The organism is Dermabacter sp. HMSC06F07, assembly GCF_001807345.1.
GTDB lineage: Bacteria > Actinomycetota > Actinomycetes > Actinomycetales > Dermabacteraceae > Dermabacter > Dermabacter hominis.
Window position 1 is genome coordinate 31,292 of record NZ_KV788570.1, and the last position, 23,783, is coordinate 55,074.

Sequence of the window (23,783 nt, forward strand, 5' to 3'; positions counted from 1 at the left end):
CAGCTGGCGCAGCCCCGGGGGCCGTTCGAATCCGACGGCTCAAGGCGGTGAAATGCTGATCCCAGGTTCGGTATGCACGCAGTGGACTGCGGTCTGAAACAAGGAGATGCTGAACAGATCCGATCTGGGGCTAACCAGGGGTAGGGGCGCCCACGCAGAACTCGTTGCCTTCTGGATCCTGCATAACGGTCCACACGAGTCCCGGTGCTTCATGACTGCCGAGTTCGGTGGCGCCTAGCTTCTTGAGGCGCTCTACTAAAGCTTCGCGTTCAACCCCGCCGCCGTCGAGATGCACGCGGTTTTTACCGGGAGTGGGATCTTCAACGCGCTGAAAGCCTAGTGCCGGAGTGGAGTCGAGCAAAACGAAGTCTCCGTAGTCGGCGGCGATAGTGCATCCTGTGGCGGACGACCAGAATTCAGCGAGTTTAGGGGGATCGTCGCAGTCGAAGGTTACCTGGCGGATAGCAAAAGTTTCCTCACGCATAGTCCGCATCGTACGTGTGTGTCGTTGTTTCTACCTGTTAATCGCAGGTAGGTAAATGTCCAACGGTGCGCCGTGGGATTCTGCTTTAACGCCTCAGTCGTTATCGGCCCGTGCCACGCCGACGCTGGGCAGTGACAAGCGCGTAACCGGTCGTGGAGTTGATCCGCCCAGAATCATCGGCGTGGGCCTCGAGGTGATCGTGCAGCGCGGTCCAAAGAGCCTCTCGGCGGGCACCGGCATTGTCGGCCATCCAAGCGTGCGTCGGGCTTCCTTCTCGGTAAAGCTGCATACCCTCTTCGACGCTTTCGAATGACCAATCCAGGTCGAGGTGGTCGATGCTGATGTGGTCGAACCACGGCGACAAACGCTGGTGTGCCACATCGTCGACGCCCCAGGCCATGTGGGGTGGGGTTTGCGTCGAGGAGCCGGGGCTCACGGCTTCCGACATTGCGTCGGTCATTGTTGCGAGAAAGCCTTCGTGATTCCACGCGGTCATCATGAGCGTGCCGCCGGGGCGAAGGATGCGAGCCCACTCCGCTGGTCCTTTCGCGGGGTCGCAAAACATTGTCCCAAAGGTGCTTGTGACCGCATCGACAGATGCCGTCTCTAAGCCTGTAGCTTCGCCAAAGGTATCAATCCACGTCGCCTCAGGTGCGTGCTTCTGGCCGCTCTCACGGATCCGGCCGGTTGGCTCGATGGCGGTCACGGTGTAGCCCTGGGCAAGGAGTGCCGCGACACCTTCCCCGTGCCCAGAGCCGATGTCAGCGACGATCGCGGGGCTTTCCACGAATTGAGCCAGTTGGGTGGCAACGAGGGCGGAGACGGGTTGCAGGCGTGCGGCGGTCGGGGCGTAGTCGCTTGCGGACCAAATATCGGTGGGAGAGCTCATACGCCCACATTACATGAGAAGCGTTATCAAGTATCTTTTGCGAAGGGCTGAGCAGAACCGTTCAGTTTAAGTCGAAAGTCACGATGTCGACACTGTCGTCCATTGCGAGGCCCGGGTAATGCCTATCGAGGGCTTCGTGCAACTCCGTTAGGGACGCAAAACCGTCACGCTTTGCATGCTCCTCGGTGAGGTCGTTGCGGCGAGTGGGCTTCACGGAGATCACGGAGGCATCGATCGTCGTGACCTCACCGCTCTCTTTTTCGAAAACGAGCTGCGCGGGGCCTGGCCGGAACGGGTCGTCGACTCGGATGGTCTGCCGCTTATCTCCCTCCCTAATCGCGCGCTCGTAGCCTTCCCACATGTAGAGCTTTTGCGGGCGTTCCATGGCACGCCAGTCATAGGCGTAGGGGAGCAGCTCGGCAACACTCGCGGCCTCAAGTCCGTTGGACCCTCGAACCACGCACTGGATCGCGGGATCACGGTCGAAAAGCACCTGGCGGCACTTGCCACACGGCGAGATCACTTGCCCGGTCGGACCGTAGACGGCAACGATGGCGACTACGGGATCGTTGGCGCATTCTGCGGCGTGGTTCGCAAGTGCCGAGATTTCGCCGCACGGACCGCCAAGAAAGTGGAACGCATTGAGCCCAAGGACCGTGCCGCCAGACTTGGTGAGGAGAGCGGCAGCCACGGTGTGATCGCCGTTGTCATTGCACCGCTTGGCATGGTCGGTTGCAGCGCTGACGAGCTTTCTGAGCGAGGACGTAATCATGCCCTCACTGTATCAACGCCGTGGCGGAGCATTTCCTCATCTAGAAGGTCTCGGCCGGAGCTTCCCCAACTCCGAACTACGCCCAGCCTTTCCTGCAACGCTGTCCCCGCAACTCCGCACGGAAGGGGAACACAATGGGTTGGGAAGAATAAATCGACGTACTCGCCGAACAGGGCAACGACCGCATGGACGAAGAGGACTACCTCGAAGCGGTGGAATTCTTCGATCGCGAGGGGACCTGTTTCCGGAACCAAAAGTACAGTGGTCGTAAGCGCGGTGGCTGCTCGCGAGGATCAGCGAGGCGCACGCGCTTCGAAGGTGCGCGTTGAGGTGTGGCTCGTTCGTGATCGATACCGGGCAGTTAGGTGGCGGTATCTACCTTCATTCGAGGCCCGGCACCAGCTGCTTGGCGCCGGGGAAGTAGGCCGGGGGTTCCGCCATACGCCCCGGAGTGACCACGAGTTCATGTAGCGGGTAGGCAAGAAGGCCGAATTTGCTCCAAATGTTCGACCTCCGCCTAGACAGCCGTCGAATCGTGACGGTGTAGTTACCTGGCGCCAGCTCGGTCAACGGCTCGAGGTCGCGAGTCTGCGTGTCGAGTCGTTCGTCACTGAACTGTGCCACCATCGTGAGGCCGCCATAGGTCACGAATGACACCGGTCCCTGCTCCACCTTCAGTGGCATGGTGTGTTCCCACACTGCGGGCCGCTTGCTGGCGGTCTCCCGCAGCTTGAAGCGGCCGAAAGCATCATCCTGGCCCACATACGCCACAACGAGTTTCCCCTCGCGCATGCGCTCATTGAAAAGCGTGATGATCTGCTCGAGAGTCCAGTCCGCGCCGATGAATCCCTCGTAGGTTGCGGGCTCACACAGTGCCAGAAACCCGTCGTTGTCGAAGTATTTGATCGTGGTCATGGCATGCCCTTCTTGGTTGTGTCAGCACCCGATCGGCCTTATGAATACGCCGTGCCTTGATACTAAAACGGCCCCTTGTGAATGAGCATTGCGTAGCGGGGCGTATCTTGTGGCGTCGACTAGTGAAGAAGGCTTTGGTAGTGAGAGCGTCTTCGCGAAGACGCGCGGCCGGCTCCGCCACGAAGGCATGACGGCCGATGGCTCGCTGAGGCGCCAAACGTGGGCGACACGCCCCGACTTTTCCTCGCCCCACGAGATCTCGGCCGGAGCTTCCACAACCCCGAACTACGCCCAGCCTTTCTTGCAACGCTGGCCGCGCAACTCCACACGGAAGGGGAAATCATGAGTTGGGAAGAAGAGATCGACGCACTCGCCGAACAGGGCAACGACCGCATGGATGCTGAGGACTACCTCGGCGCGGTGGAATTCTTCGATCGCGCGTGGCTACTGCTCCCTGAGCCGAAAACGCAGTGGCCGCAAGCAACGTGGCTTCTTGCGAGTATCGGAGATGCGCACGTGCTTCGCGGGGATTTCGAGACGGCACACGCGGCGCTCACGACATGCATGCACTGCCCTGATGCTCTCGGCAATCCGTTCATTCACTTGCGGCTCGGCCAGGCGCAATTCGAGCTCGGTAACGAACCGCGCGCGGCGGATGAGCTCATGCGCGCCTACATGGGCGCGGGACCGGAGATTTTTTCCGACGAAGACCCGAAGTACATCGATTTCTTAGCGAGCAAAGCCACGCATATCGAGCGACCGCTCAGCTGAAGCTCACGAAAACACGCACCTGTTCGCTGAGGTCGCCGAGGTCGCGGGTCTCAGTGAAGCCCATGGCTTCGTAAAACGAGCGTGTGGCTTGCCCGCAGTCGGTCATGAGCACTTTTTGTCGTACGTCGCTGTAGGGCTCGAACGCTCTCGAAAAGAGCTCGCGGCCAATCCCGTGGCGGTGGTGATTTGGCCTCACGAGAATGTCTTGGAGATAGACGATCGTGAGCCCATCGCCAACGATGCGAGCGAGCCCCACGAGCTCATCATCAACTCTCGCGGTGACGACGCGAAGTGAGGCGCCGATCGCCGCTTCGAGCCGGTCGGGGGTGCGAGTGTAGACCGACCAACCAACGGAATCGTAAAGCGAAACAAGCTCTTCTCGCGTGGGCGCGTCATCGATCGCGTAGGTCACGAAATCCATGGGCGCTAGCCTACCGTCGGAAATGGTGAAGCCCCCGCCTTCTCGTAGATACGCGAGCAGGCGGGGGCTTCTTCGAGCTTTAGTGCCTCAAAGCTTCTCAGACGGTGTCGCCCTTGCGGTTGCCCTCGGCGTCAACGCCGTCGACGGCAACCTCTTCGCGCGAAACGTCGGTCGCAACCTTCTCGGTGTCCTGAACGGTGCGGGTGCCCACGCGGACGTCCTCGGTCGCAACGGTCTCCTTGTTCACGACGGGGCGCTCTTCGGAGATCGACACCTCGACCTCGTCCTCGCCGAGGGGAGCGTCGGTTGCGGTACCGGTCGCGGGGGTGCGCTCGACAACGAACTCTTCGCGCTCAACGGGAACCTCAACGGTCTTGGTGTCGGTCACGACGTGCTTGCGAAGGCGCACGCGGCCGGTCTCGACCTTCTCGGTGCCAACGTTGACCTGCTCCTCGTGGAGGGTGATCTTCTGCTCGCCGTTGACGTCGGCAGCCTCGCGGCGATCCGCATCAGCGGCGTAGTCCTCACGGTTTACGTCGCTAGCGGCATCGCGCTCGCCAGCAGCGCCAACAACGCCCGCGGTGCCGGCAACGCCGGCGGTGCCGACGCCTTCTGCGCTTTCGTTGCCCTCGGCATTATTCGCGAGGCCCTGCTGGTTGAGGTCGCGATCCTCGCGGACCTCGCCCGTGTTGGCGGTGGTTTCGGTGCCGTAGCCCGGATCCTTCACACCGTAGTAGCGGTAGAGCTCGTTTTCCTGCTCGGGGGTGATCTCGCCGTCCTCGCTGATGTTCGGAGCGTCCTTCACGAAGTCCTTCTCGTAGGGGACGGTGATCTCGTCGCCGCTGAGCTGAGCTTCGTCGAGGGGAATGAAAGTCTCGTTCGAGCCGAAGAGGCCCGTGTTGACGGTGACCCACGAGGGCTCGCCGGTGCTGTTGTGGAGGTAGACCTGGCCGACCGAGCCGATCTTGTTGCCGTCGCGGTCGATAACGGTGGCTTTCTGGAGAGTGTCAATCTGGTCGCGGAGGTTCATGGCTTTTGTCCTTTCCTCGTGCTTTGTCCTGTTCAGACTTTCGAGACACTTTGGGAAGCTCGTGAGCATCTCTTGTGGAGCGCTCGGAGCCCTTGCGCCCCAAGCGAGATCCAACTTTCCATGGGTTCCTTAGGGTTATTTCCACGTAGTCTGACCGGCGCGCGAGAGGAACCTTGCTGTGTGCTGGACAAAGCGCTGTGAGCCTGAAAGAGCTATGCGTGTGGTTTTCAGGCTCGAGTGAGAAACAATGGAGAAATGGACTTCATCGTTCGAGATGCACACCCTCACGATGCGTTCGCTGTTAGCGAACTTGCAGCCCGCACCTTCCCCTTGGCGTCTCCTCCGACGCTCGCTCGGACCCACATCGACGCCTACATTCGCGAGCACCTCACTCCCGAACATTTTGCTGAGCACATCGATCACCCGGAGCACGATGTGCTCGTGGCAACCGTCGGAACTGAGCTTGTTGGCTACGCACTTTTGTTGTTTGGTCCAGATGGCGCCCCCGCACCGAATCTAGGCGTGACGCTCCAGCGCGCGGGGCTCCTCTCCAAGTGCTACACCGTTCCCGAGGTGCACGGCAAAGGAGTCGCGACGGCACTCCTCGAAGCGGCCGAAGAACGCGCTTGTGAACGCGGTGTGGAGGGTTTATGGCTCAACGCGAATGCCGACAACAACCGGGCGCAGCGCTTTTACACTAAGCACGGGTGGGAGCGCGTAGGCGATATCGATTTCGTGGTGGGTGAGGTTGTGCACCACGACCCGGTTTTTCAAAAGCCCGTATTTCAAACGGACGTTTAGCCGAATACGGCGCGCAGGATCACGATGCCGAGGGCCCCGATCGCAGCCGCGGCGGGAAGCGTGATGACCCACGCGAGGGCGATCGGCTTCATGAGATTCCAATTCGCCGCCTTGTTCATGAGCCCGATACCGAGAATCGCGCCGATCAGGATGTGAGTCGAGGAGACCGGAATACCGATCATCGAGGCTCCCATCACGACGCCCGCAGCGGACAGTTCCGCGGCAAAGCCGGAGGCCGGGTGCATCTTCGTGAGGCCCGTACCTACGGTCTTGATGACGTTGCGGCCGATGAACCAAAGACCGCAAACCAAGGCCACGCCGGCGCTCAGCATGAGAGCAGCGGGCACTGTTGCATTAGCGGAGATCGACCCGGTCTTGAGAACATCGAGGACTGCGGCGAACGGGCCGACCGCATTCGCGATGTCGTTGGAACCATGGCTGAAAGCAAACGCCGAAGCGGTAAACACCTGCATCCATGAGAACAGGAGGAAGGTCGAACGGGAGAGGTCCTCGTTTTTGAGCGTCTTCGCGAAAATAAACACGGCCATCCACACGGCAGCACCCACCATCGCCATGATGAGGATGTTGCCCGCACCGTTGATGTCGAGGTGGAGGTTCTTGAGGCCCTTGAAGAGGAGCATTGAGGAGATCACGATCGAGCCGGCGGCCGCAAGGAGAGGAACCCAGGTATCGAGTGCGCGGTGGGCATTGATGTGCTCGGCGCGTTCTTCGATGTCGTGGAGCTCGCGATAGTAATCCGAGTCGAGATCCTCAACGTCGTAATCGGGATCCGACTGAATCGTTGAAGCATCGCGCGCCATGGCATTCGTGTAGGCGATCTGCTGGATCTCCGTGAGGCGTTCGAATGCCTTCTTGTGCTTTTCACGGTGCGCGGCGCGGTCGATCTTGAGCTGGCGGAGCTTTTCATCGGCTTCTTCGTTGTACACGAGGATGTAGCGTTTGATGGCCCCGAAGAGAATGTAGGCGACGATCCCGCCGAGGAGAGGCGACGCGACCCAGGACAGCGCGATCTTGCCAATCTCGCCCCACTGCACCATCTCGAAACCACCGGTGCCCGTGACGAGTCCGAGCGTCACGGCCGCGCCAACGATGCCACCAACGATTGAATGGGTCGTCGAGACGGGCCAACCCATCTTTGTCGCTACAAGCAGCCACAGGGCTGCGCCAAGGAGTGCCGACATCATGATGAAGGCGAAGTCGAGTGGTTGAACGGAGAAGGCATCGAGATCGACGATTCCGCTTCGCACAGTCTCGGTGACATCGCCACCAGCGATCACGGCGCCGCTCACTTCGAAGATCGCGGCAACCATGAGCGCCTGCTTCATGCTGAGCGTTCCCGCGCCCACGGACGTGCCGAACGAGTTGGCGACGTCGTTACCGCCGATGTTGAACGCCATGAACAGGCCCACGACGATGGTCGTGATGAGGATGCCCCACGATCCAGTGTCGGTGTAGCCAAGCGCCCAGTAAATGCACAAAATGAGCGTGCCGAGTGTGAGGACACCGAAGGCGAGGTGCCAATTGCGATCGGGGCCAAGGAACTGGCGCTTTGGTTCGAGGACGTCGTGAGACATGAGGAACAATCCTTCGAGGGCGGGGAGTGGACCGCATCATGATGCATCGGCAGAGCAACTGAAAGGTTACGCGCACTTTGCCTTTGGGTGGATATTCCCAGTCTGTTGGCCATGAATTTCACAAAGTACGTGGGGTAGACGGCTGGATTCTGCGCGGGCGAAAGCCGAGGAAGGGGCGATGGCGGCGAGGGGGCACGGTTTTTCTCCTTCTCGGTTGTGCTGTTAGCCATCACGGTGCCTGTGCTGCATGAAACTGCCATGAGGCGAAAATGAAGAAACCTTCATGTACTGGGAGCGCTAGGGTTAGACGGGCGCACGCCCGGCTGTTTCTGGTGCGGGGCCGTTCACATACGAGACGCAGCGAAGAGAGAGAAGGACCCATGCGAGACGAGCGGATGCGGGCTCTCGCAACCGCGGCACGAACCCTCGTGGGGTACGGCCACCTCACGTCGGAGGCAATCTCCGCGGTCGAATCCCTGAGCGCTCGACTCGGCTTGCCGGTACGGTGCATTGTTGAATGGAACCGCGTCGTCCTCGTCGACATCGACGGTCGTGCGCACACGACCGTCCACGTGCGACCCGAGGCGATCAACATGGCGCGCGTTAACGCGACGCTACGAGCTATCGACTCGCTTCCGGCCAGTGGCGACATCGGTGATCGTGAACTCGCGCGGCTCAATTCTCGGCTCGACGAAGCAGCCTCGATTTCGCACGCCCCGCTATGGCTTTTCGTCCTCGCCTGTATCGCCGGTGCGTGGGGTCTCGCTCTCATCTACGGCGCCCGCAGCCCGCTGTCGTACCTGTTGATCGCGCTGGCAGCGGGTATTGGCGGTTGTATGAGGCGATGGCTCGGGGCTCACGGCATCGCCGTGCCGGGCCAGGCGCTTGCGGCTGCCATGCTCGCGGGGATTCTTGGTGGGGTCGCCGATCACCTTGGTATCGCATCGGCAGCCAGACTCGTCGCGGTGTGCCCCGCCATGATTCTTGTGCCGGGCCCACACCTCATCAACGGCGCGCTCGACGTCACGGGAAAGAACGTCACGGTGGGGTGGCATCGCCTCGTGTATGGCGGGATCATCCTCGCTGCGATCAGCGGCGGGCTCGTCGTGGGGCTTCTCCTCGTGGGGAGCGACCTTCCCGTTACTGCTGGTGCCCGTACGCCTTCGCTATGGGTCGATGCGCTCGCGGCAGCGCTCGCCGCGATGGCGTTCAGCGTCTACTTCTCGATGCCGCTTACGCAGGCGGCGTGGCCCATCCTCGTGGGAGGGCTCATCCATGCTGGACGCTGGATTCTCATGGTTTCGTGCGGAGTGAACGTCATTAACGCCGATCTCGCGGCCTGCATTGTCGCGGGACTTGTGCTGAGCGCTGTTGCGCACCGCAAACGCCTGTCATTCGCAGGCGTGGGGTTCGCCGCCATCGTCGCGCTCGTGCCCGGCATTTACCTGTTCCGCGCAGTGGCGGGGATGGTGCAGCTGACGGCGCGCCCCAGCACGGTTGTCGTGGTCGGCATCGCACAGGACTTCTCCACCGCCCTGCTGATTCTCGCCGCGATGACGTTCGGGCTCATCCTCTCTCACGGCTTCATCACGAGGTGGCGCTCGGCCGTGCGATAGGGGCGGTCGCTAGCCCTCGACCTTGCGCTTTGCCTCGCGCAATAGCGATGCATATTCGTGTGCGCTCATTGACACTTCCGGCATGTTGCGAAGGCCGTAGCGGGCCTTGCCGTCGGCATCGTGCTCGAACTTCCACGCGAGGGGAAAGCCCGCACGGGCAGCCTTGCGGCGCGGCCAGGCGAGGACACCGGGGATGACGCGTTCACTCTTGAGTCCGAGCGCGGCCACAATCTCGGGCGCTCCGAGCGTGTTCGGCGCAGCGTCCATGAAAAGCGTGAAAATATCGCGCTCGTTTCGTTTGAGGCAACGCCACCACTCGACGGCGCAGTCGAGAAGGTCGTGATCGCTTGAGGTGGGCGCAGCGGCAGCGGCGCTGCGGCGCGGGCTTTCCGGCTCAGGGGGTGTGCGGTCCGACGCCGGTTGCGCCTCGTCTTTGCCTCGGTTGACGGCGCGCTCGCCGCTGGGGCGAGTTTCCGCAAGGCCCCCGTCTTCCGTCGCGGGCCTCTCGTGCGCGTCGTCGTTCGCTTTGGGCAGGGCCGTCTCGCTTTCCGCGAGCCACGTGCCAAAACGCGTGTAGAAATCGGCGAGCCGATCTTCGGGGACGAGAACCTTCACCTCATGCATGACCATAGGGTAATTCTAGGCCGCCCCAAACGGCGCCGTGCCTTTTCGCTGCCGTGTCCCTATGCGCGTGGCGCCGCGTTTTTAGGAGCCACCACCCGGTCGAGAACGGCGAGCAGCGCAGGCAGGATCCCCACGATCAGGATGATGGCCGCAAACGCCCCGATCGCGATGGTTCGACAGATCTGGGCAACCGTCGGATTTGAGAACAGAAAACCGATCACGCCCGTCACCAGCACCATGATGAGACCGGAGGTGAGGATCGTGTGAATCGAACCGTCGTAGGCGCGCGCGAGCGATTCTCGCACCCCGTGTTCCTGCCGTGCCTCCCGGTAATACGTCGTGAGGACGATCGCGTAATCGATCGTGGCTCCCATCAAAATGCACTGCACGATGAGCATCGCGAGGTAGTACATGCTGTATCCCTGGAGCCCGACGGTGCTCACCGTAATAAAGACGCCCACCTGCACAAGCAGTACAAGAATCGCAGGCACGGCGATCGAGCGGAACGTGAGCGCCACAATGATGAATATTGCGGCCGCCGTGAAAAGTGCGATCTTCACATTTTCCGCGCCGAATCCCTCGCGCATTTCGTACACCATGGCTGAATCTCCCACGAAGAAATGCTCACCGGGCACCTTGGCGTCTGCGAGATCGACGAGATTCTCGACGAACGCGAGTGTTTCCGGGCTTTCCTTGGGGTAGTCAGTACGGATAATTAAACGCGAGAACTCGGTTCCCACGAACCGCGTGCGAACATCAGCGATGTCTGCGGCGGCGCTCTCGAGTTGAGAAACCTGCTCAGTGCTCAACTGCCCCTCAAATCGCCCGTCCTGCCCGGAGTTTTCGAGCATGAAGTGCACGAGGTCATCGAGTGACATCGTCCAGGACGGATCCGATTCGTGAAGCGCGCGGTGCAGCACGAAGAGCTGAGTGAGATCGTCCTCGTTGAGAGGAGCCGCGTCGCTCGCGTCGCCTGAATAATCGCCCTCGCTCCCGCGCTCCTTCATGCTTTTAAGCGCCGACGCTAGCTGCTTCGGGGTGAACTCGCGGCCGAGAACGTCACCGGGCACCTGACCTGAATCGAGTGCGCGCTCGAGGGCGTCGACTCCTTCAATCCGGCCGATGCCGCCCGACGTGAAAGACCCGAGTTCCCCCTTTTGGCTGAGGTTTTTAGCCTCGCGAGCGGCAGCCACGAATTCTCGTAGCGTCATGGTTCCCGCCTGACCGTCGTGGTACGCGAAATACACCATCGAGAGGGCCGTGTCGTTGAGGGCCAAGGAGCCGTCGGCCCCGTCCTTGTTCCCAATCGCGTTCCCAGAGTCGTGCGAACCCTCAATTTTTTCCAGGGTGCTTTTCATCTCGCGCTTCGTGAGCGGCTCCCCGACGGTCGTGGGGTAGCCCATCACGCTTATCGCGTGCGGATCGCGCTGTACAGCATCGGCAATCTCATGGATGTGCTCAGCATTCGAATTGAGATAGACGAGCACGATGTCGTTATCGGGGGTGAAATGCTCGGCGACCCGGTCGGGGGTCGAAAGCGTGTACGCCGTCTCCGTACGGGACTGGAGAAACGCGGATCCCGCAAGGACGGCGACGAACAGAGCGAGAACGACCCATCGTGCAGCGTGCTCGAGCCGAGCGAGCACGCCCAAGCGGGGGCTGAGGAACGGTTTTGGTGTGCGCGCTATCAAGGAGTCGCACATGACAAGGAATGCGGGAAGGACCGTGAAAACGGTCAGCATTGAGATCGCTACGCCCTTGGCAAGGACGATGCCGAGATCGGCGCCAACCTTGAAGCTCATGAAGACGAGCACGAGGAGGCCGACGATTGTCGTAATCGATGCCGAGGCGATTGCGCTGAAGGCCTTGGGCAGGGCTCGCCTCATGGCGATTGCGCTTGCGTCCGGTACGGCGTCCAGACCGCGGCTTTTCTGCGCGGCGCGTTCTTGCCGATACCGATTGGCGAGGATGATCGAGTAATCCATCGACAAGACGAGCTGGAGGATAGCGGCAATCGAAAACGTCACTTCTGCGATTTCGCCAAGGACAACGTTGGATCCCATGTTGAGCACCACGGCGATGCCAATCGTCGCGAGGTAGAGCAAAGGCTCGATCCACGATGCACTCATCGCGATAAGGATCGCGGCGAGCAGCGCGACGGCTATGGTCGCGATCCACAGGGGAAGCTCGCCGCTCGTCGAGGGGTTATCGCTCGTGAAGGTGAGGGGGTGCCCGTTCAGGCCGGACTCGCTCAGTTCGGCGAGTTCCTCGGCAAGGGACGTCGCAGCCGGGTCCGAATAGTCGGATTCGGAGGAGACGACGAAGAGCGTGTGGTCACCGTTGATGTATCGGGCTGGGTCGCCGTCGGCAGGAGTGGCATTGGTTGACGATGTGACGTGGTGAACCCCATCGAGCTTCTCGAGGGCAGCGAGGGTTTCTTTGCGCTCCGAGTCGTCAGCGAGTCCATCCACCATGACTCGAAACGTTGAAAGATCGGGGTCATCGAACTGATCTGTGAGGACTTCGGTGCCTGCGCGCATCGGTGATGCGGACGGCAGATACTTCGCCATGTCGGCATTCACGCCGACGAAAGGAATCAACGCGCCAAAGAACACCGCGCACAACGCCGCAAGGGCGACGATGAGGTGCCGCGCACGCACGATGAGAGACGCACAATAATCAAGCATCGCGGCTCCTGCTGTCTTCACATGCGAGGTGCCTACCGAAAGGGTGGGCGGCTGTATCGAAATCGTTACTAGTGTACGCACCCGGCAGCAGCGTTTCGAAGACGCGGATTTTCGCCCCTAGAATGGAGCCACGACCGGTTGGCCCCGAGGGTCCGACGGGGGAGAAGACAACGAACACACCACCGGAACAACCGGTGCGATCCGGAAAAGCCGGGGAAACGAGGACGCCGTGACAGGGGCCTACCACGCCGATTCAAGCGATCTGCAGGTGAAGGAGGTCCTCACGTGGGAGACCTTCGGCACCGCAAGCCGTGAACTTGCACAAACCATCATTGATTCGGACTTCGAGCCCGAGATCATCATCGCCGTTGCACGCGGAGGCCTGCTCCCTGCGGGGTCCCTCGCATACGCTCTGGGGCTCAAACTTGCCGACGCTATCAACGTCGAGTTTTACACCGACGTTCACGAGACCCTCCCCGATCCGGTTCTCCTCGCGCCGCTGCTTGACACCGAGGCCATTGAAGGCAAGCGCCTGCTCGTCGTCGACGATGTTGCCGATTCCGGCCGTACTCTCGCGCTTGTCCTTGAGCTTCTCGAGGCTCAAGGCGCCGAGGCGCGCTCCGCGGTCCTGTACTCGAAGCCGACGTCGGTCGTCGAGCCTCATTTCGTCTGGAAACATACCGCCGACTGGATCGTGTTCCCCTGGTCGGCTGAACCGCCCGTCACTCCCACGGAAAAGTAAGCGGCCGGCCCCGCTGGCGCTAGTGGGCCTTCTTCCCCCACGGGGTCAGTGCCCACACGCCGGCCACGACGGCGCCCCACGCGAGCCCGAACACCAGGGCGCACAGCGTATCGACGAGCCAGGCGAGCACTCCGCCCACGCCCGCGATCGCCTCGACGCCCTCGGCGAGGTGGTGCACGAGCGCGTACGGTGCGTGCAGCCCGAGCTCATCGAGCCCCGTGAGCATGATGTGACCGCCAACCCACAGCATGGCGAACATTCCGACGTAGCTGATGATGGTCATGACGACAGGCATTGCCCGCACGAGCCATGCGCCGAACGTCTTCGCGGCGCCTGAATCTCGTTTCGTGAGCGCGAGCCCAACGTCGTCCATCTTGACGAGCAGCCCCACGACCCCGTAAACGGCGAGCGTGATGACAATCGCGACGACCACGAGGATGAGGGCGCGATCCACGAGGGGCTGGTCAGCGACCTCGTTGAGCGAGATCACCATAATTTCTGCGGAGAGAATGAAATCGGTGCGCACGGCCCCCGATACAACCTTCTTTTCCGCATCCTCTCCCTGCACAACGGAAGGCTCGGCTTCTTTCGCTTCCTTGTTGCCGGTGACAAGCTCCCAAATCTTATGGGCACCTTCGAAGCACAAGTAGGTGCCTCCCAGCATGAGTAGCGGCGTGAGGACCCATGGCGCAAACTGCGAAAGAAGGAGCGCGAACACGAGGATGATGGCCTTGTTGAGCAAGGAACCCTTCGTGATTTTCCAAATGATCGGCAGCTCCCGCTTGGGATTGACTCCGCGTACGTATTGCGGAGCTACGGCTGCGTCGTCAACGACGACTCCCGCTGCCTTTGCGCTGACCTTCATGGACGCGGCGGCAACATCGTCGGCATTGGCCGCGGCCATGCGCGCGAGGGCGGCGATATCGTCGAGCAGTGCGGCAAAGCCAATGGCCATAAGGAAAAACCTTCCGGTGCGCGCGTCGAGGGCGCTCCCATTTTATGGGTATCCGCGCGGTGAATCCCGCCACCACAACTTGGAGGAGACTCGCGTCTTTTCCTAGAGTGTTGGGCGCTGCGCGGGTCAACATCCGTGAGCCCAGGCACCTGACGTGTCTGCCGCATAACGATGAAGGGGTGTGCCGTGTCGGCTGTTCCTCCTACCGTGACAGGCTCTATTCCCGCGATTAACCCGGAGGTCGATCCGTCGACCCTCCCCGAGGCAGCACCGAACAGCGAGCCGGAGAGCTCGAATTGGATCGCGGTGGTCGCGCTGGCTCTCGGGATCTTCACGCTTATCACCATCGAAGAGCTTCCCATCGGCGTGCTCACGCTTATCTCCAACGACCTCGGTGTGAGCCGAGGAACCGTCGGGCTCGCCGTGACACTTCCCGGCGTGATCGCGGGCGTTGTGGCCCTACTCGTGCCGAGCGTGACTCGCCCCTTGAACCGTAAGACCGTGCTGCTACTCGCTCTTCTCTCGGTAGTCGTGAGTTGTACGATCTCCTTCTTCTCCACCTCGTGGCCGCTCTTTCTTGCCTCGCGCATTTTCACCGGGATTGCAATCGGGATGAACTGGCCCGTGCTTCCGCTCGTCGCGATTGGCCAGGTAAAAAAAGAGGACCGCACGACTGCGCTGACCATTGCGTTTGCCGGGAACGGGAGCGCGCTCGTGCTTGGACTGCCTCTCGCAACGTGGCTCGGAACGATGCTCGGGTGGCGCGGCGCGTTCGCTGCCACGGGTATTCTCGCCCTCGTCGTGGGCCTCATGATGGTCGCAATGGTCAGGCCCGTGCAGTCGGCCGCGGTGGAAACCGTGCGCTCGACCCTCGGTGCTGTGAAGATCCGCGGCGTGCGCTACGCATTTGTGCTGACGCTCATTATCGTGACGGGCCAGTTCGTCTCGTACAGCTACGTGAGTCCGATCCTTCAAGACTTCGCCCACGTCGATCTCGAAAAGATCAGCATGTACCTGCTGCTTTACGGGGCGCTCGGCCTCATCGGGAACTTCGCCGCCGGCCCGCTCATCAAACGCTCTGCTGCCTTGGCGGTTCTTGTCCTTGCGGTGGGTACGGCGCTTTCGCTCATCCTCGTCGCGACCGTGATGTCCGCCCCCGTCAATGCTCTCGTCATCATCGCTGTGTGGGGCTTTTTTGGCGGCATGGCCTCGGTGTCGATTCAGTCGCTCGTCAACGCTGAGGCGGGGGACCGCGTTGAGGCGGGCACCGCTCTCAATAGCGCGGCATTCAACATTTCGATCGGTGGGGGTGCGATCATTGGCGGCCTCATCGTGGACAGCGCCGGGCTCCGCGCGGCGGTCTGGGTGTCGACGGCTGCCGTCGCCCTCGGTGCCCTCATCGTGACGCGCTTCATCGCACTCACGCACAGGCGAGCCTCTAGGTAAGTATGAGTCAGGGAGGGCCCCTCGCCGCTTCCTAGACTGAAGGTATGGCCAAAAAGGACAAGAAGAGCAAAAAGAGCACTGAGAACGCTCAGGCGCCCGTGCGTGAACAGCGCGAACAGATCGTTCTCGATCAGGCGAAGAAACACCTGAAGGTAAGTGATGCTGCACTCGACATCGTCGAGGACGGTACCTATGTTGACGCGCGCCCACGCGGGCACGAGCTCCCGCTCGACCTCGAGGGCTTCACTTCCGTGCGCGAGCTCTCGACGAAGGCGCGGCTCGAGTTTGGCGGCGACAAGCAGGACGGCAAAGCAATCCTCGCCGCCCGCAGCGCGTACCTCAGTGAGCTCCAGGAGCGACTGTGGGCCGAGCATCGCGACCAAGAAAATGGCCGCCGCGTCCTTCTCGTGATCCAGGGCATGGACACGGCCGGCAAGGGCGGAATTGTGCGTCACGTGGTGGGCGCTGTTGACCCGCAGGGCGTGCGGATCAAGGGCTTCAAGGCTCCGACGGCAACGGAGAAGAATCGCCACTTCCTGTGGCGGATTCGCCGAGCGCTTCCCGAGCCGGGCTTCATCGGAGTGTTCGATCGATCGCACTACGAGGACGTGCTCATCCACCGCGTCCACGGGTGGGCAGACGACAAGACTCTCGCGAAGCGCTACAGCGACATCAACAGGTTCGAAAAGCAACTCGTCGAAGAACGAGGCTACGAGGTCGTGAAGGTCATGCTTCATATTTCTAAGGAGGAGCAGTGGGAGAGGCTCTACGAGCGTCTCGAACGCGAAGATAAGCACTGGAAGTTCAACATGGGCGACCTCGACGAACGTGAGCATTGGGATGCATACATGGATGCGTACGACGCTGCGATCCGCGAGACGCACAAGGCGTGGGCTCCGTGGCACGTCGTTCCCGCGGATCGAAAGTGGTACGCGCGGCTGGCTGTTCAGCAGCTTCTGACCGATGCGCTCGAACGCATCGCCCCCGCTTATCCGAAAGCTGACTTTGATGTGAAGAAGGCCATTGAGCGAATGAAAGCGGAGAAGGCGTAGGCGTGCGAGAGCATCCCGCTTTCTGGCAACGGTCAGATGGCGGCTCTACTGTACGAGGCGTAGCAGGGCCGCATGTCGCGGCCGGACATAGCGATGAAAGAAGGATTGACAATGGCAGAAGTCACCATTGAAGGCGCGACCGTGTCGACGAACGGGGAGCTCCCCAAGGTTGGCGATCAGCTTCCCGCGTTCACCCTTGCAGACGCCGAGCTGAAAGATGTCACTCTTGACGACTTCGCCGGCAAGCGCATTGTGCTGAACATTTTCCCTTCGGTTGACACGCCCACGTGCCAGGCGCAGCTGCGCACGTTCAACAAGCAGGCGTCCTCGCTCGACAACACCGTCGTGATCGGTGTGTCGGTGGACCTTCCGTTCGCGCAGGAGCGTTTCTGCGGCGCGGAGGGCCTCGATGACGTCCACACGTTCTCGGCTTTCCGCTCCACCTTCGGCAAGGACTACGGCGTCGTGCTGTCCGACGGCGAGTTCGCCGGCCTGTTCGCTCGTGCCGTGCTTGTTGCCGACGAAACCGGCAAGGTTGTGCACTCGCAGCTCGTGCCGAGTGTCGATGACGAGCCCGACTACGAGGCTGCACTCGCGGCTCTCTGATTCCGCGACAGTACGAAAGCGCCCCGGTGTGTGCCGGGGCGCTTCCGTATGTGGGGCTGATAGCCGCTGTACGGCCTTACGGATTCGTGAGCCACGAGACAGCCTTAACGGTTTCTTGACTCATGGGGCCAGGTTAGACTCGTCGGTCGTGATGACAACTCACGCCCGTTCACAAGGTATTTTTGCACTGTCCGTCGCCGCCCTCGGCGTTGTTTTCGGAGACATCGGCACTTCGCCGATTTACGCATTCCAAGCGCTTTTCACAGAGGCCGACGGCCACCCGCTTCCCCCTGATCCCCAGCATATTTTTGGTGCGTTGTCCCTCGTGCTGTGGGCAGTCACCTTCACGGTCTCCATTAAGTACGTAGGTGTGCTCCTTCGTGCCGATAACGACGGTGAGGGAGGCGAGCTCTCGCTCACGGCGCTTCTGACATCCGTCCTGTCGAGCGCGCGCACGCGAAGTTTGCTCGGCGTGGTGATGGTGCTCGGGATGTGCGCGGCGGGCTTGTTTTACGGCGATTCGCTCATCACCCCGGCCATCTCAATCCTGTCGGCTGTGGAGGGGCTCGAAGAGGCGTCTCCCGCCCTCGGCCCGCTCGTCGTGCCAATCGCGCTCGCGCTTGTGCTTGCCCTGTTCAGCATTCAGCGGTGGGGAACGGGCGTCGTGGGCCGCGCGTTCGGGCCCGTCATGATCGTGTGGTTCCTTGTGATCGCGACCTTCGGCGTGCTGTCGATCGTCAAGACTCCGGAAATCATCGGGGCGCTTTCCCCGCATCATGCTCTCGGCTTTATCGTGACGGAACCGCTCTTGGCATTTTTCGCGCTCGGCGCTGTTGTGCTGACGGTGACGGGAGCAGAGGCCCTGTATGCGGATATGGGGCACTTTGGTCGAGGACCGATCGCGAGGGCATGGTTCGCGCTCGTCTTCCCGTGCCTCGCACTTAACTATCTGGGGCAGGGGGCGCTCGTTCTGCGCGAACGCAGTGCGAGCCACCCGTTCTACGATCTTGTCCCGCACAACCTTCAGTTCCCCGTGGTGATTCTTGCGACCCTCGCGACGATCATTGCCTCGCAGGCCGTGATCGCGGGGGCGTTCAGCGTGTCGATGCAGGCCCAGCGGTTGGGGCTGCTTCCGCGCCTCACGCATACGTACACGAGCGAACACAAGGGGCAGGTGTATGTGCCCGGGGTGAACTGGCTATTGTGCGTGGGGGCACTCGTGCTCATCCTTGCCTTCCGCTCCTCGCAGGGGCTCTCGAGCGCGTATGGCATCGCCGTTTCGGGATCGTTCCTCCTCTCGACTGCCCTCCTGTTCCTCTACCTTCGCCACGTGCGAAAGTGGGCGCTGTGGAAGGTGATCGTCGTGGCCGCGTTCTTTGCGAGCGCCGAGCTCTTCCTGTTTGCGGCCAACGCGGCGAAAGTGTTCACGGGAGGGTGGATTCCCCTCGTCGTATCGGCGCTGTGTATCGCGACGATGCACGTGTGGCGCTTCGGCGCCGATCGCCTTCGTGAACGCCGCCGGGACCTGTGTGGAACGTGGGAGGAATTCGTGGCGCGCACGGAAAAGAAGCAGCTCCAAAAGCTCCCGGGAACCGTCGTGTACCTCCACCAGGATGTCCATACGCCGCCGCTCGCGCTTCTCACGCAAACGCGCGTGAATCGCGCCATCCACTCGCGCGTCGTGATTGCCGAGGTGACGACCGAGCCTGTTCCACGCGTGAACGCGGAAGATCGCATCAAGGTTCTGGACGTCTCGGGCGTGCCCGACGGCGTCGAATGCGTGAACGTCCACTTCGGCTTCAAGGAACACCTGGATGTGCCGAAAGCGATGCGTCTTCTCGCCTCATGCCCCGACACGAGCGAGCGTTGGAGCAATCAGCGTCTGAAGTCCACGTGGTTCGTGACAGCGCGCGCCAACCTTGTGCTTGCGCCTGCGACGTTCCTGACGCTCGTCGCGAAGAAAGTGTTCCGCGTGATGTTCAAGAACCAGGCACGCGCAAGCGACCACTTCCACTTGCCGGTCGCGCGTTCGATGGGCGTCGAGACCGACCTGCGCTTCTAGAGAAGCCGGAGGCGGGCGCGTTAGCGCGCCGCGAGCTGGTCGATGATCGCGTTGAACGTGGCCGAGGGGCGCATGACCGCTGCTGTCGATTCAGGGTCGGGCCGGTAATAGCCACCGATCTCAGCCTTCGTGCCCTGAACCGCGAGGAGCTCGCGCTCGATGTCAGCGGCGGATTGATCAAGCTCGCTCGCGACGGGCGTAAACGTGCGCGCGAGCGCACTGCTGTCGCTTTGTGAAGCGAGCTCACGCGCCCAGTACAGTGCGAGGAAGAAGTGCGAGCCTCGATTGTCGGTGCCGCCGAGGCGGCGTTCGGGTGATTTGCCTTCGGTGAGTAACGTTTCGGTTGCGCGCTCGAGGGTATCCGCGAGGACCTCGGCATCGTGGTTGTCGTCGCGACGCGCAAGATGCCGCAGCGATTCGGCGAGCGCGAGGAATTCCCCGAGGGAATCCCACCGCAGGTAGTTTTCCGTCACGAGCTGCTGGACGTGTTTCGGAGCGGAGCCGCCTGCTCCCGTCTCGAAAAGCCCGCCGCCCGCCATGAGGGGAACAACCGAGAGCATCTTGGCGCTGGTGCCGAGCTCCATGATGGGGAAGAGGTCGGTCAGGTAATCGCGCAGCACGTTGCCGGTGACCGAGATCGTGTCGAGTCCATCGCGCGTTCGCGCGAGAGTCTCCCTCATGGCCTCGACGGGGCTGAGCACGCGGATGTCCAGGCCGTCGGTGTCCTCGTCGGCGAGCACGCGCTCGACCTTCGTCGCAATTTCGCGATCGTGTGCCCGCTCGGGGTCAAGCCAGAAGAAGGCGGGCGTTTCGCTAAGGCGCGCGCGACGCACAGCGAGCGCGACCCAGTCGCGCACGGGTGCGTCCTTCGTGTGGCATGCGCGGAAAATATCGCCGGCCTGGACGGTGTGCGATGTCAGCGCCGCGTCGTGGCACCCGCATGTCGAGCGGATCTCGATTCGCCCGTCTGCGGGGGCGATGAAAGTTTTGTCGTGGCTGCCGTATTCTTCGGCTTTCTGCGCCATGAGGCCGACGTTCGGAACGGTTCCCATGCGGGACGGATCGAAGGCGCCGTGGCGGCGACAGTCCTCAATCACAACCTGGTAGATGGGGGCATAGGAGCTATCGGGAATGACGGCAAGCGTACCGTGCGGGGCACCGTCGGCCCCCCACATTTTTCCGCCCGTGCGGATCATCGCGGGCATGCTCGCATCCACGATGACGTCGCTCGGCACGTGAAGATTCGTGATGCCGCGATCCGAGTCGACCATCGCGAGTTCGGGGCCCTCGGCGAGGCGGTCATTTACGAGCGTGCGAATCGCCTCGGCGGTTTCGGCATCGAGCGCATCGAGGCCCGAGAGAATCGCGCCGAGACCATTGTTTGCCGAGAGCCCCGCATCCTCGAGTTCTGCTTCGAATCGCGTGAAGACCTCGGGGAAGAATGCGCGCACCGCGTGGCCGAAGATGACGGGGTCACTGACCTTCATCATCGTGGCCTTGAGGTGGAGCGAGAATAGAACGTCGCGCTCGCGGGCGTTATCGATCTGAGCGGTGAGGAATTGCTCGAGAGCACCGATGCTCATGACGCTCGCGTCAATGATGTCGCCGTCCTCGGCGGCCACGGCGTCTTTGAGGATCGTTTCGGTGCCGTCGGTGGCGACATGGACGATCTGGAAGGTTTTGTCGCCGTGAACGACGAAGCTTTGTTCACTCGAGCGGAAGTCGCCCTCGCTCATGGTGGCGACCTCGGTGCGCGAGTCAGTACTCCACTCGCCCATGCGATGCGGGTGGGCCTTCGCGAAGTTCTTGACGGCGCGCGGCGCGCGGCGGTCAGAATTGCCTTCGCGGAGCACCGGATTGACGGCGGAGCCTTTGACGGCGTCGTATCGCGCGCGGATGTCGAGTTCGGCGTCGGTTTCGGGGCTATCCGGATAGTCGGGGAGGTCGTAACCGCGTGCCTGAAGTTCAGCGATTGCGGCTTTGAGCTGCGGAACCGAGGCCGAAATGTTGGGAAGCTTGATGATGTTCGCCTCTGCGGTGCGCGCGAGGGCGCCGAGCTCGGCGAGTGCATCACGTTCGCGTTGGTCCTCGGGGAGGCGGTCCGCGAATGCGGCGAGGATGCGAGCGGCGAGTGAAATATCGCGGGTTTCGATGTCGACGCCAGCCTTCGAGGCGAAGCCACGCACGATTGGCAGGAGCGAGGCGGTCGCAAGCATGGGGGCTTCGTCAGTGATGGTGTACATGATGGCGGACATCAGTTTCTCCTCGCGGTGACGGTCACGAACTTCTCAAACGTACCAGGCCGCGGCGGGGTGCAAACCTCGTGCTCAGCCGCCGAGCGCCCATAGGCTCGCCGCCATGACAAGCGCACCGATGCCACACCACGTGAGGGTTCGCGTGAGCCGAGAGTGCGTGTAGGCGAGGGGGAGGAGCTCGACCGCGCTGATTGCGATCATCACCCCTGCGATGAGGGGGTTTGCCCATTCGAGGTTCGCGGCGTGCCCCGTGGCGGTGAGGAGCCCGTAGAGCGCGAGGGCTCCGACTGGTTCGGACAGCCCCGAGAGCGCTGTCGCGGCGATGGCCTTCGTTCGTGACCCCGTCGCGTGGAGGATGGGGGCGGCGACGGCGACCCCTTCGGGGATGTTGTGCAGCGCGATCGCGCCAGCGAGCGGGAGTGCGAACGCGGTGTCCTGGAGTGCGCTCGAAAACGTCGCGAACCCCTCGGGAATGTTGTGCGCGGTGAGTGCGAGAGCCGTGATGAGGCCCGTGCGCAAAAGTGCTCGTGCACGTGAGGAGTCCGACGGTTGCGTCGCCTCCCTAGCGCTCGTGACCGCACGGCGCTCCCACGCTCGCGAGGCAAGGTCGAGGGCGCCAATAATGACGAGGCCGGCGACGCAGTAAAGGGTGGTCGTGCCCGCTCCGAGCACACCGATCGAGTGGGGGAGGAGCTCGAGAGCGCTGACGGTGAGCATCGCACCTGCGGCGAACGCGAGAGCTGCGCCTAGGGCTTTCGGTTCGCGGGCACGTTCACTCAAGGCTATGAGAGAGCCGAGGATCGTGGCGAGCCCGGCAATTGTGGTGAGGGCGAGCGCGGTCAGCATGTTAAGAATTATTATCAAAAAGCAGGACTGGGGCGCAAATGCGCGGCGTCCTACCCAAAAAGGACGCGAACCTCGTCCCATCTGGACCTGGGCACGCGCTTCACCGAGTCGATTGCCTCGGTGAGCGGCTCGTTCACGATGTCGGTCCCGCGTAGCGAGACCATGCGACCAAAACCGCCTTCGTGCACGAGGTCGATCGCGGCCATACCGAAACGAGTCGCGAGCACGCGGTCGTACGCATTCGGTTCGCCGCCGCGCTGGATGTGTCCGAGTACGGTCGCGCGGGTTTCGATACCCGTGGCTTCTTCGATATAGGGGGCGAGGCGCTGGGCGACGCCGCCTAGGATCGGTCGGCCGAATTCGTCCATCTCGTAGTCCATGAAGTCTGCCGGCGCGTCTTTCGGAACGAACCCCTCGGCGACGACGACGAGTGGGGAGCGGCGCTTTGAGCGTGCAGCGCGCTGCGCAACGTACTCGCAGATTTCGTCGATCGTGAGCGGGAATTCGGGGATGCAGATGACATGCGCGCCTGCAGCCATACCCGAGTGGAGCGCGATCCAGCCGACGCTGCGCCCCATGACCTCGGCGACCATGCATCGGTGGTGGCTGTTGCCCGTCATGCGTAAGCGGTCGAGGTTCTCGGTTGCGATATCAACGGCGGTATTGAAACCGAACGTGTAGTCCGTGGCGTCGAGGTCGTTATCCACTGTTTTCGGGACGCCGACCACGGGGATGCCGGCCTCTGCGAGTCGATTGGCCGTGAACAGTGTTCCGTCGCCACCGATAGCGATGAGGGCGTCGACATCGTGGTCCTCGAGAACTTTGCGCACACCCTCGGCGCCGCCGCCGTCCTCGTGGAAGGGGTTGACGCGCGAGGTGCCGAGGATCGTTCCGCCCTGACGGCCGATGCCGCGCACAAGGCGTCGAGGGATCGGGATGAATTCGTTGTCGCGCACTCCCTTCCAGCCGTCGAGGTAGCCCACGAATTCATCTTCGTAGATGGAATCTCCCTTGAGGACAGCTCCGCGGATGACCGCGTTGAGTCCCGGGCAGTCGCCGCCAGAAGTCAGAATGCCGACCTTCATGCCACTCTCCTTCGGTTATGTCTTACGCCACGTCCATCCTAGAGACAAAGTCGCGGGACTTCGCGGGAATCCCGCTAGGCGGACCGACTGCCGAGCCGCAACGGCGTTGGATTGCATAGGGGTTGTGGG

At 62.1% G+C, this 23,783-nt stretch carries 21 protein-coding genes; 8 read left to right on the top strand and 13 right to left on the bottom strand.

Annotation, left to right across the window (positions count from 1 at the left end):
- Positions 1-130 precede the first annotated feature (130 nt).
- The 4 genes from HMPREF3157_RS00815 to HMPREF3157_RS00830 form a co-directional block, all read right to left on the bottom strand.
- Positions 131-484 carry a VOC family protein gene (locus tag HMPREF3157_RS00815; protein ID WP_070435238.1) on the bottom strand — a complete coding sequence of 118 codons (354 nt, stop codon included), beginning with the start codon at positions 482-484 and terminating at the stop codon, positions 131-133.
- Between the two features lie 100 nt (positions 485-584).
- Positions 585-1,373 carry a class I SAM-dependent methyltransferase gene (locus HMPREF3157_RS00820; protein ID WP_070435239.1) on the bottom strand — a complete coding sequence of 263 codons (789 nt, stop codon included), beginning with the start codon at positions 1,371-1,373 and terminating at the stop codon, positions 585-587.
- Positions 1,374-1,434: 61 nt separating this feature from the next.
- Entirely contained in the window at positions 1,435-2,145 is a 711-nt protein-coding gene (locus HMPREF3157_RS00825) for an ASCH domain-containing protein (RefSeq protein WP_070435240.1), read from the bottom strand.
- Positions 2,146-2,526: 381 nt separating this feature from the next.
- On the bottom strand, positions 2,527-3,060 hold the full coding sequence (locus HMPREF3157_RS00830; RefSeq protein ID WP_070435241.1) for a hypothetical protein: 534 nt from the start codon (positions 3,058-3,060) through the stop codon (positions 2,527-2,529).
- A gap of 342 nt (positions 3,061-3,402) precedes the next feature.
- Here HMPREF3157_RS00830 and HMPREF3157_RS00835 point away from each other — a divergent pair, with 342 nt between their 5' ends.
- Positions 3,403-3,831 carry a tetratricopeptide repeat protein gene (locus HMPREF3157_RS00835; protein ID WP_070435365.1) on the top strand — a complete coding sequence of 143 codons (429 nt, stop codon included), beginning with the start codon at positions 3,403-3,405 and terminating at the stop codon, positions 3,829-3,831.
- Here the strand turns inward: HMPREF3157_RS00835 and HMPREF3157_RS00840 are convergent.
- A complete protein-coding gene (locus tag HMPREF3157_RS00840; protein ID WP_070435242.1) occupies positions 3,824-4,252 on the bottom strand; it encodes a GNAT family N-acetyltransferase in 429 nt (142 codons plus the stop codon). The two genes, HMPREF3157_RS00835 and HMPREF3157_RS00840, sit on opposite strands and share 8 nt — an antisense overlap.
- Before the next feature lie 97 nt (positions 4,253-4,349).
- Positions 4,350-5,282 carry a DUF2382 domain-containing protein gene (locus HMPREF3157_RS00845; protein ID WP_070435243.1) on the bottom strand — a complete coding sequence of 311 codons (933 nt, stop codon included), beginning with the start codon at positions 5,280-5,282 and terminating at the stop codon, positions 4,350-4,352.
- 255 nt (positions 5,283-5,537) lie between these two features.
- Here HMPREF3157_RS00845 and HMPREF3157_RS00850 point away from each other — a divergent pair, with 255 nt between their 5' ends.
- A complete protein-coding gene (locus HMPREF3157_RS00850; protein WP_070435244.1) occupies positions 5,538-6,083 on the top strand; it encodes a GNAT family N-acetyltransferase in 546 nt (181 codons plus the stop codon).
- Here HMPREF3157_RS00850 and HMPREF3157_RS00855 read toward each other — a convergent pair.
- Entirely contained in the window at positions 6,080-7,678 is a 1,599-nt protein-coding gene (locus tag HMPREF3157_RS00855) for an inorganic phosphate transporter (protein WP_070435245.1), read from the bottom strand. The genes HMPREF3157_RS00850 and HMPREF3157_RS00855 overlap by 4 nt on opposite strands.
- Positions 7,679-8,058: 380 nt before the next feature.
- Here HMPREF3157_RS00855 and HMPREF3157_RS00860 point away from each other — a divergent pair, with 380 nt between their 5' ends.
- Entirely contained in the window at positions 8,059-9,294 is a 1,236-nt protein-coding gene (locus HMPREF3157_RS00860; RefSeq protein WP_016664160.1) for a threonine/serine exporter family protein, read from the top strand.
- 9 nt (positions 9,295-9,303) lie between these two features.
- Here HMPREF3157_RS00860 and HMPREF3157_RS00865 read toward each other — a convergent pair whose 3' ends face one another.
- Positions 9,304-9,918, bottom strand: a complete 615-nt coding sequence (locus HMPREF3157_RS00865; protein WP_168161668.1) for a hypothetical protein — start codon at positions 9,916-9,918, stop codon at positions 9,304-9,306.
- Between the two features lie 59 nt (positions 9,919-9,977).
- The gene (locus HMPREF3157_RS00870; RefSeq protein WP_070435247.1) at positions 9,978-12,605 is read right to left on the bottom strand and encodes an MMPL family transporter; all 2,628 of its coding nucleotides are present in this window, start codon (positions 12,603-12,605) and stop codon (positions 9,978-9,980) included.
- 229 nt (positions 12,606-12,834) lie between these two features.
- Between HMPREF3157_RS00870 and HMPREF3157_RS00875 the strand changes: the two genes are divergently transcribed.
- Positions 12,835-13,347, top strand: coding sequence for a phosphoribosyltransferase (locus HMPREF3157_RS00875; protein ID WP_016664163.1), 513 nt, complete (start codon positions 12,835-12,837; stop codon positions 13,345-13,347).
- A 19-nt stretch (positions 13,348-13,366) separates the two neighbouring features.
- Here the strand turns inward: HMPREF3157_RS00875 and HMPREF3157_RS00880 are convergent, their stop codons facing one another.
- Positions 13,367-14,302 (bottom strand): DUF808 domain-containing protein, encoded by a 936-nt coding sequence (locus HMPREF3157_RS00880; RefSeq protein ID WP_016664164.1) that lies wholly within the window; start codon positions 14,300-14,302, stop codon positions 13,367-13,369.
- Positions 14,303-14,488: 186 nt separating this feature from the next.
- On the opposite strand from HMPREF3157_RS00880, the gene HMPREF3157_RS00885 reads away from it, so the two are divergent.
- The 4 genes from HMPREF3157_RS00885 (at position 14,489) to HMPREF3157_RS00900 (ending at position 19,468) form a co-directional block, all read left to right on the top strand.
- Entirely contained in the window at positions 14,489-15,748 is a 1,260-nt protein-coding gene (locus HMPREF3157_RS00885) for an MFS transporter (protein WP_016664165.1), read from the top strand.
- A gap of 44 nt (positions 15,749-15,792) precedes the next feature.
- On the top strand, positions 15,793-16,800 hold the full coding sequence (locus HMPREF3157_RS00890) for a PPK2 family polyphosphate kinase (RefSeq protein ID WP_070435248.1): 1,008 nt from the start codon (positions 15,793-15,795) through the stop codon (positions 16,798-16,800).
- A 111-nt stretch (positions 16,801-16,911) separates the two neighbouring features.
- Entirely contained in the window at positions 16,912-17,406 is a 495-nt protein-coding gene (tpx, locus tag HMPREF3157_RS00895) for a thiol peroxidase (protein ID WP_034372490.1), read from the top strand.
- A gap of 151 nt (positions 17,407-17,557) precedes the next feature.
- On the top strand, positions 17,558-19,468 hold the full coding sequence (locus HMPREF3157_RS00900) for a potassium transporter Kup (protein ID WP_070435249.1): 1,911 nt from the start codon (positions 17,558-17,560) through the stop codon (positions 19,466-19,468).
- A 20-nt stretch (positions 19,469-19,488) separates the two neighbouring features.
- On the opposite strand, the gene HMPREF3157_RS00905 is transcribed toward HMPREF3157_RS00900, so the two are convergent.
- The 3 genes from HMPREF3157_RS00905 to HMPREF3157_RS00915 all read right to left on the bottom strand — a co-directional run bounded on the left by HMPREF3157_RS00905 (position 19,489) and on the right by HMPREF3157_RS00915 (position 23,654).
- The gene (locus HMPREF3157_RS00905) at positions 19,489-21,723 is read right to left on the bottom strand and encodes an NADP-dependent isocitrate dehydrogenase (RefSeq protein ID WP_070435250.1); all 2,235 of its coding nucleotides are present in this window, start codon (positions 21,721-21,723) and stop codon (positions 19,489-19,491) included.
- A gap of 72 nt (positions 21,724-21,795) precedes the next feature.
- On the bottom strand, positions 21,796-22,569 hold the full coding sequence (locus tag HMPREF3157_RS00910) for a ZIP family metal transporter (RefSeq protein WP_065247494.1): 774 nt from the start codon (positions 22,567-22,569) through the stop codon (positions 21,796-21,798).
- Between the two features lie 50 nt (positions 22,570-22,619).
- Entirely contained in the window at positions 22,620-23,654 is a 1,035-nt protein-coding gene (locus HMPREF3157_RS00915; RefSeq protein WP_016664171.1) for a 6-phosphofructokinase, read from the bottom strand.
- Positions 23,655-23,783: the final 129 nt, after the last annotated feature.

Excerpts from the sequence above, each read along its gene's own strand:
- HMPREF3157_RS00815 (WP_070435238.1), bottom strand. The coding sequence starts at position 484 with ATGCGTGAGGAAACTTTTGCTATCCGCCAGGTAACCTTCGACTGCGAC.
- HMPREF3157_RS00820 (WP_070435239.1), bottom strand. The coding sequence starts at position 1,373 with ATGAGCTCTCCCACCGATATTTGGTCCGCAAGCGACTACGCCCCGACC.
- HMPREF3157_RS00825 (WP_070435240.1), bottom strand. The coding sequence starts at position 2,145 with ATGATTACGTCCTCGCTCAGAAAGCTCGTCAGCGCTGCAACCGACCAT.
- HMPREF3157_RS00830 (WP_070435241.1), bottom strand. The coding sequence starts at position 3,060 with ATGACCACGATCAAATACTTCGACAACGACGGGTTTCTGGCACTGTGT.
- HMPREF3157_RS00835 (WP_070435365.1), top strand. The coding sequence starts at position 3,403 with ATGAGTTGGGAAGAAGAGATCGACGCACTCGCCGAACAGGGCAACGAC.
- HMPREF3157_RS00840 (WP_070435242.1), bottom strand. The coding sequence starts at position 4,252 with ATGGATTTCGTGACCTACGCGATCGATGACGCGCCCACGCGAGAAGAG.
- HMPREF3157_RS00845 (WP_070435243.1), bottom strand. The coding sequence starts at position 5,282 with ATGAACCTCCGCGACCAGATTGACACTCTCCAGAAAGCCACCGTTATC.
- HMPREF3157_RS00850 (WP_070435244.1), top strand. The coding sequence starts at position 5,538 with ATGGACTTCATCGTTCGAGATGCACACCCTCACGATGCGTTCGCTGTT.
- HMPREF3157_RS00855 (WP_070435245.1), bottom strand. The coding sequence starts at position 7,678 with ATGTCTCACGACGTCCTCGAACCAAAGCGCCAGTTCCTTGGCCCCGAT.
- HMPREF3157_RS00860 (WP_016664160.1), top strand. The coding sequence starts at position 8,059 with ATGCGAGACGAGCGGATGCGGGCTCTCGCAACCGCGGCACGAACCCTC.
- HMPREF3157_RS00865 (WP_168161668.1), bottom strand. The coding sequence starts at position 9,918 with ATGCATGAGGTGAAGGTTCTCGTCCCCGAAGATCGGCTCGCCGATTTC.
- HMPREF3157_RS00870 (WP_070435247.1), bottom strand. The coding sequence starts at position 12,605 with ATGCTTGATTATTGTGCGTCTCTCATCGTGCGTGCGCGGCACCTCATC.
- HMPREF3157_RS00880 (WP_016664164.1), bottom strand. The coding sequence starts at position 14,302 with ATGGCCATTGGCTTTGCCGCACTGCTCGACGATATCGCCGCCCTCGCG.
- HMPREF3157_RS00890 (WP_070435248.1), top strand. The coding sequence starts at position 15,793 with ATGGCCAAAAAGGACAAGAAGAGCAAAAAGAGCACTGAGAACGCTCAG.
- tpx (WP_034372490.1), top strand. The coding sequence starts at position 16,912 with ATGGCAGAAGTCACCATTGAAGGCGCGACCGTGTCGACGAACGGGGAG.
- HMPREF3157_RS00900 (WP_070435249.1), top strand. The coding sequence starts at position 17,558 with ATGACAACTCACGCCCGTTCACAAGGTATTTTTGCACTGTCCGTCGCC.
- HMPREF3157_RS00905 (WP_070435250.1), bottom strand. The coding sequence starts at position 21,723 with ATGTCCGCCATCATGTACACCATCACTGACGAAGCCCCCATGCTTGCG.
- HMPREF3157_RS00910 (WP_065247494.1), bottom strand. The coding sequence starts at position 22,569 with ATGCTGACCGCGCTCGCCCTCACCACAATTGCCGGGCTCGCCACGATC.
- HMPREF3157_RS00915 (WP_016664171.1), bottom strand. The coding sequence starts at position 23,654 with ATGAAGGTCGGCATTCTGACTTCTGGCGGCGACTGCCCGGGACTCAAC.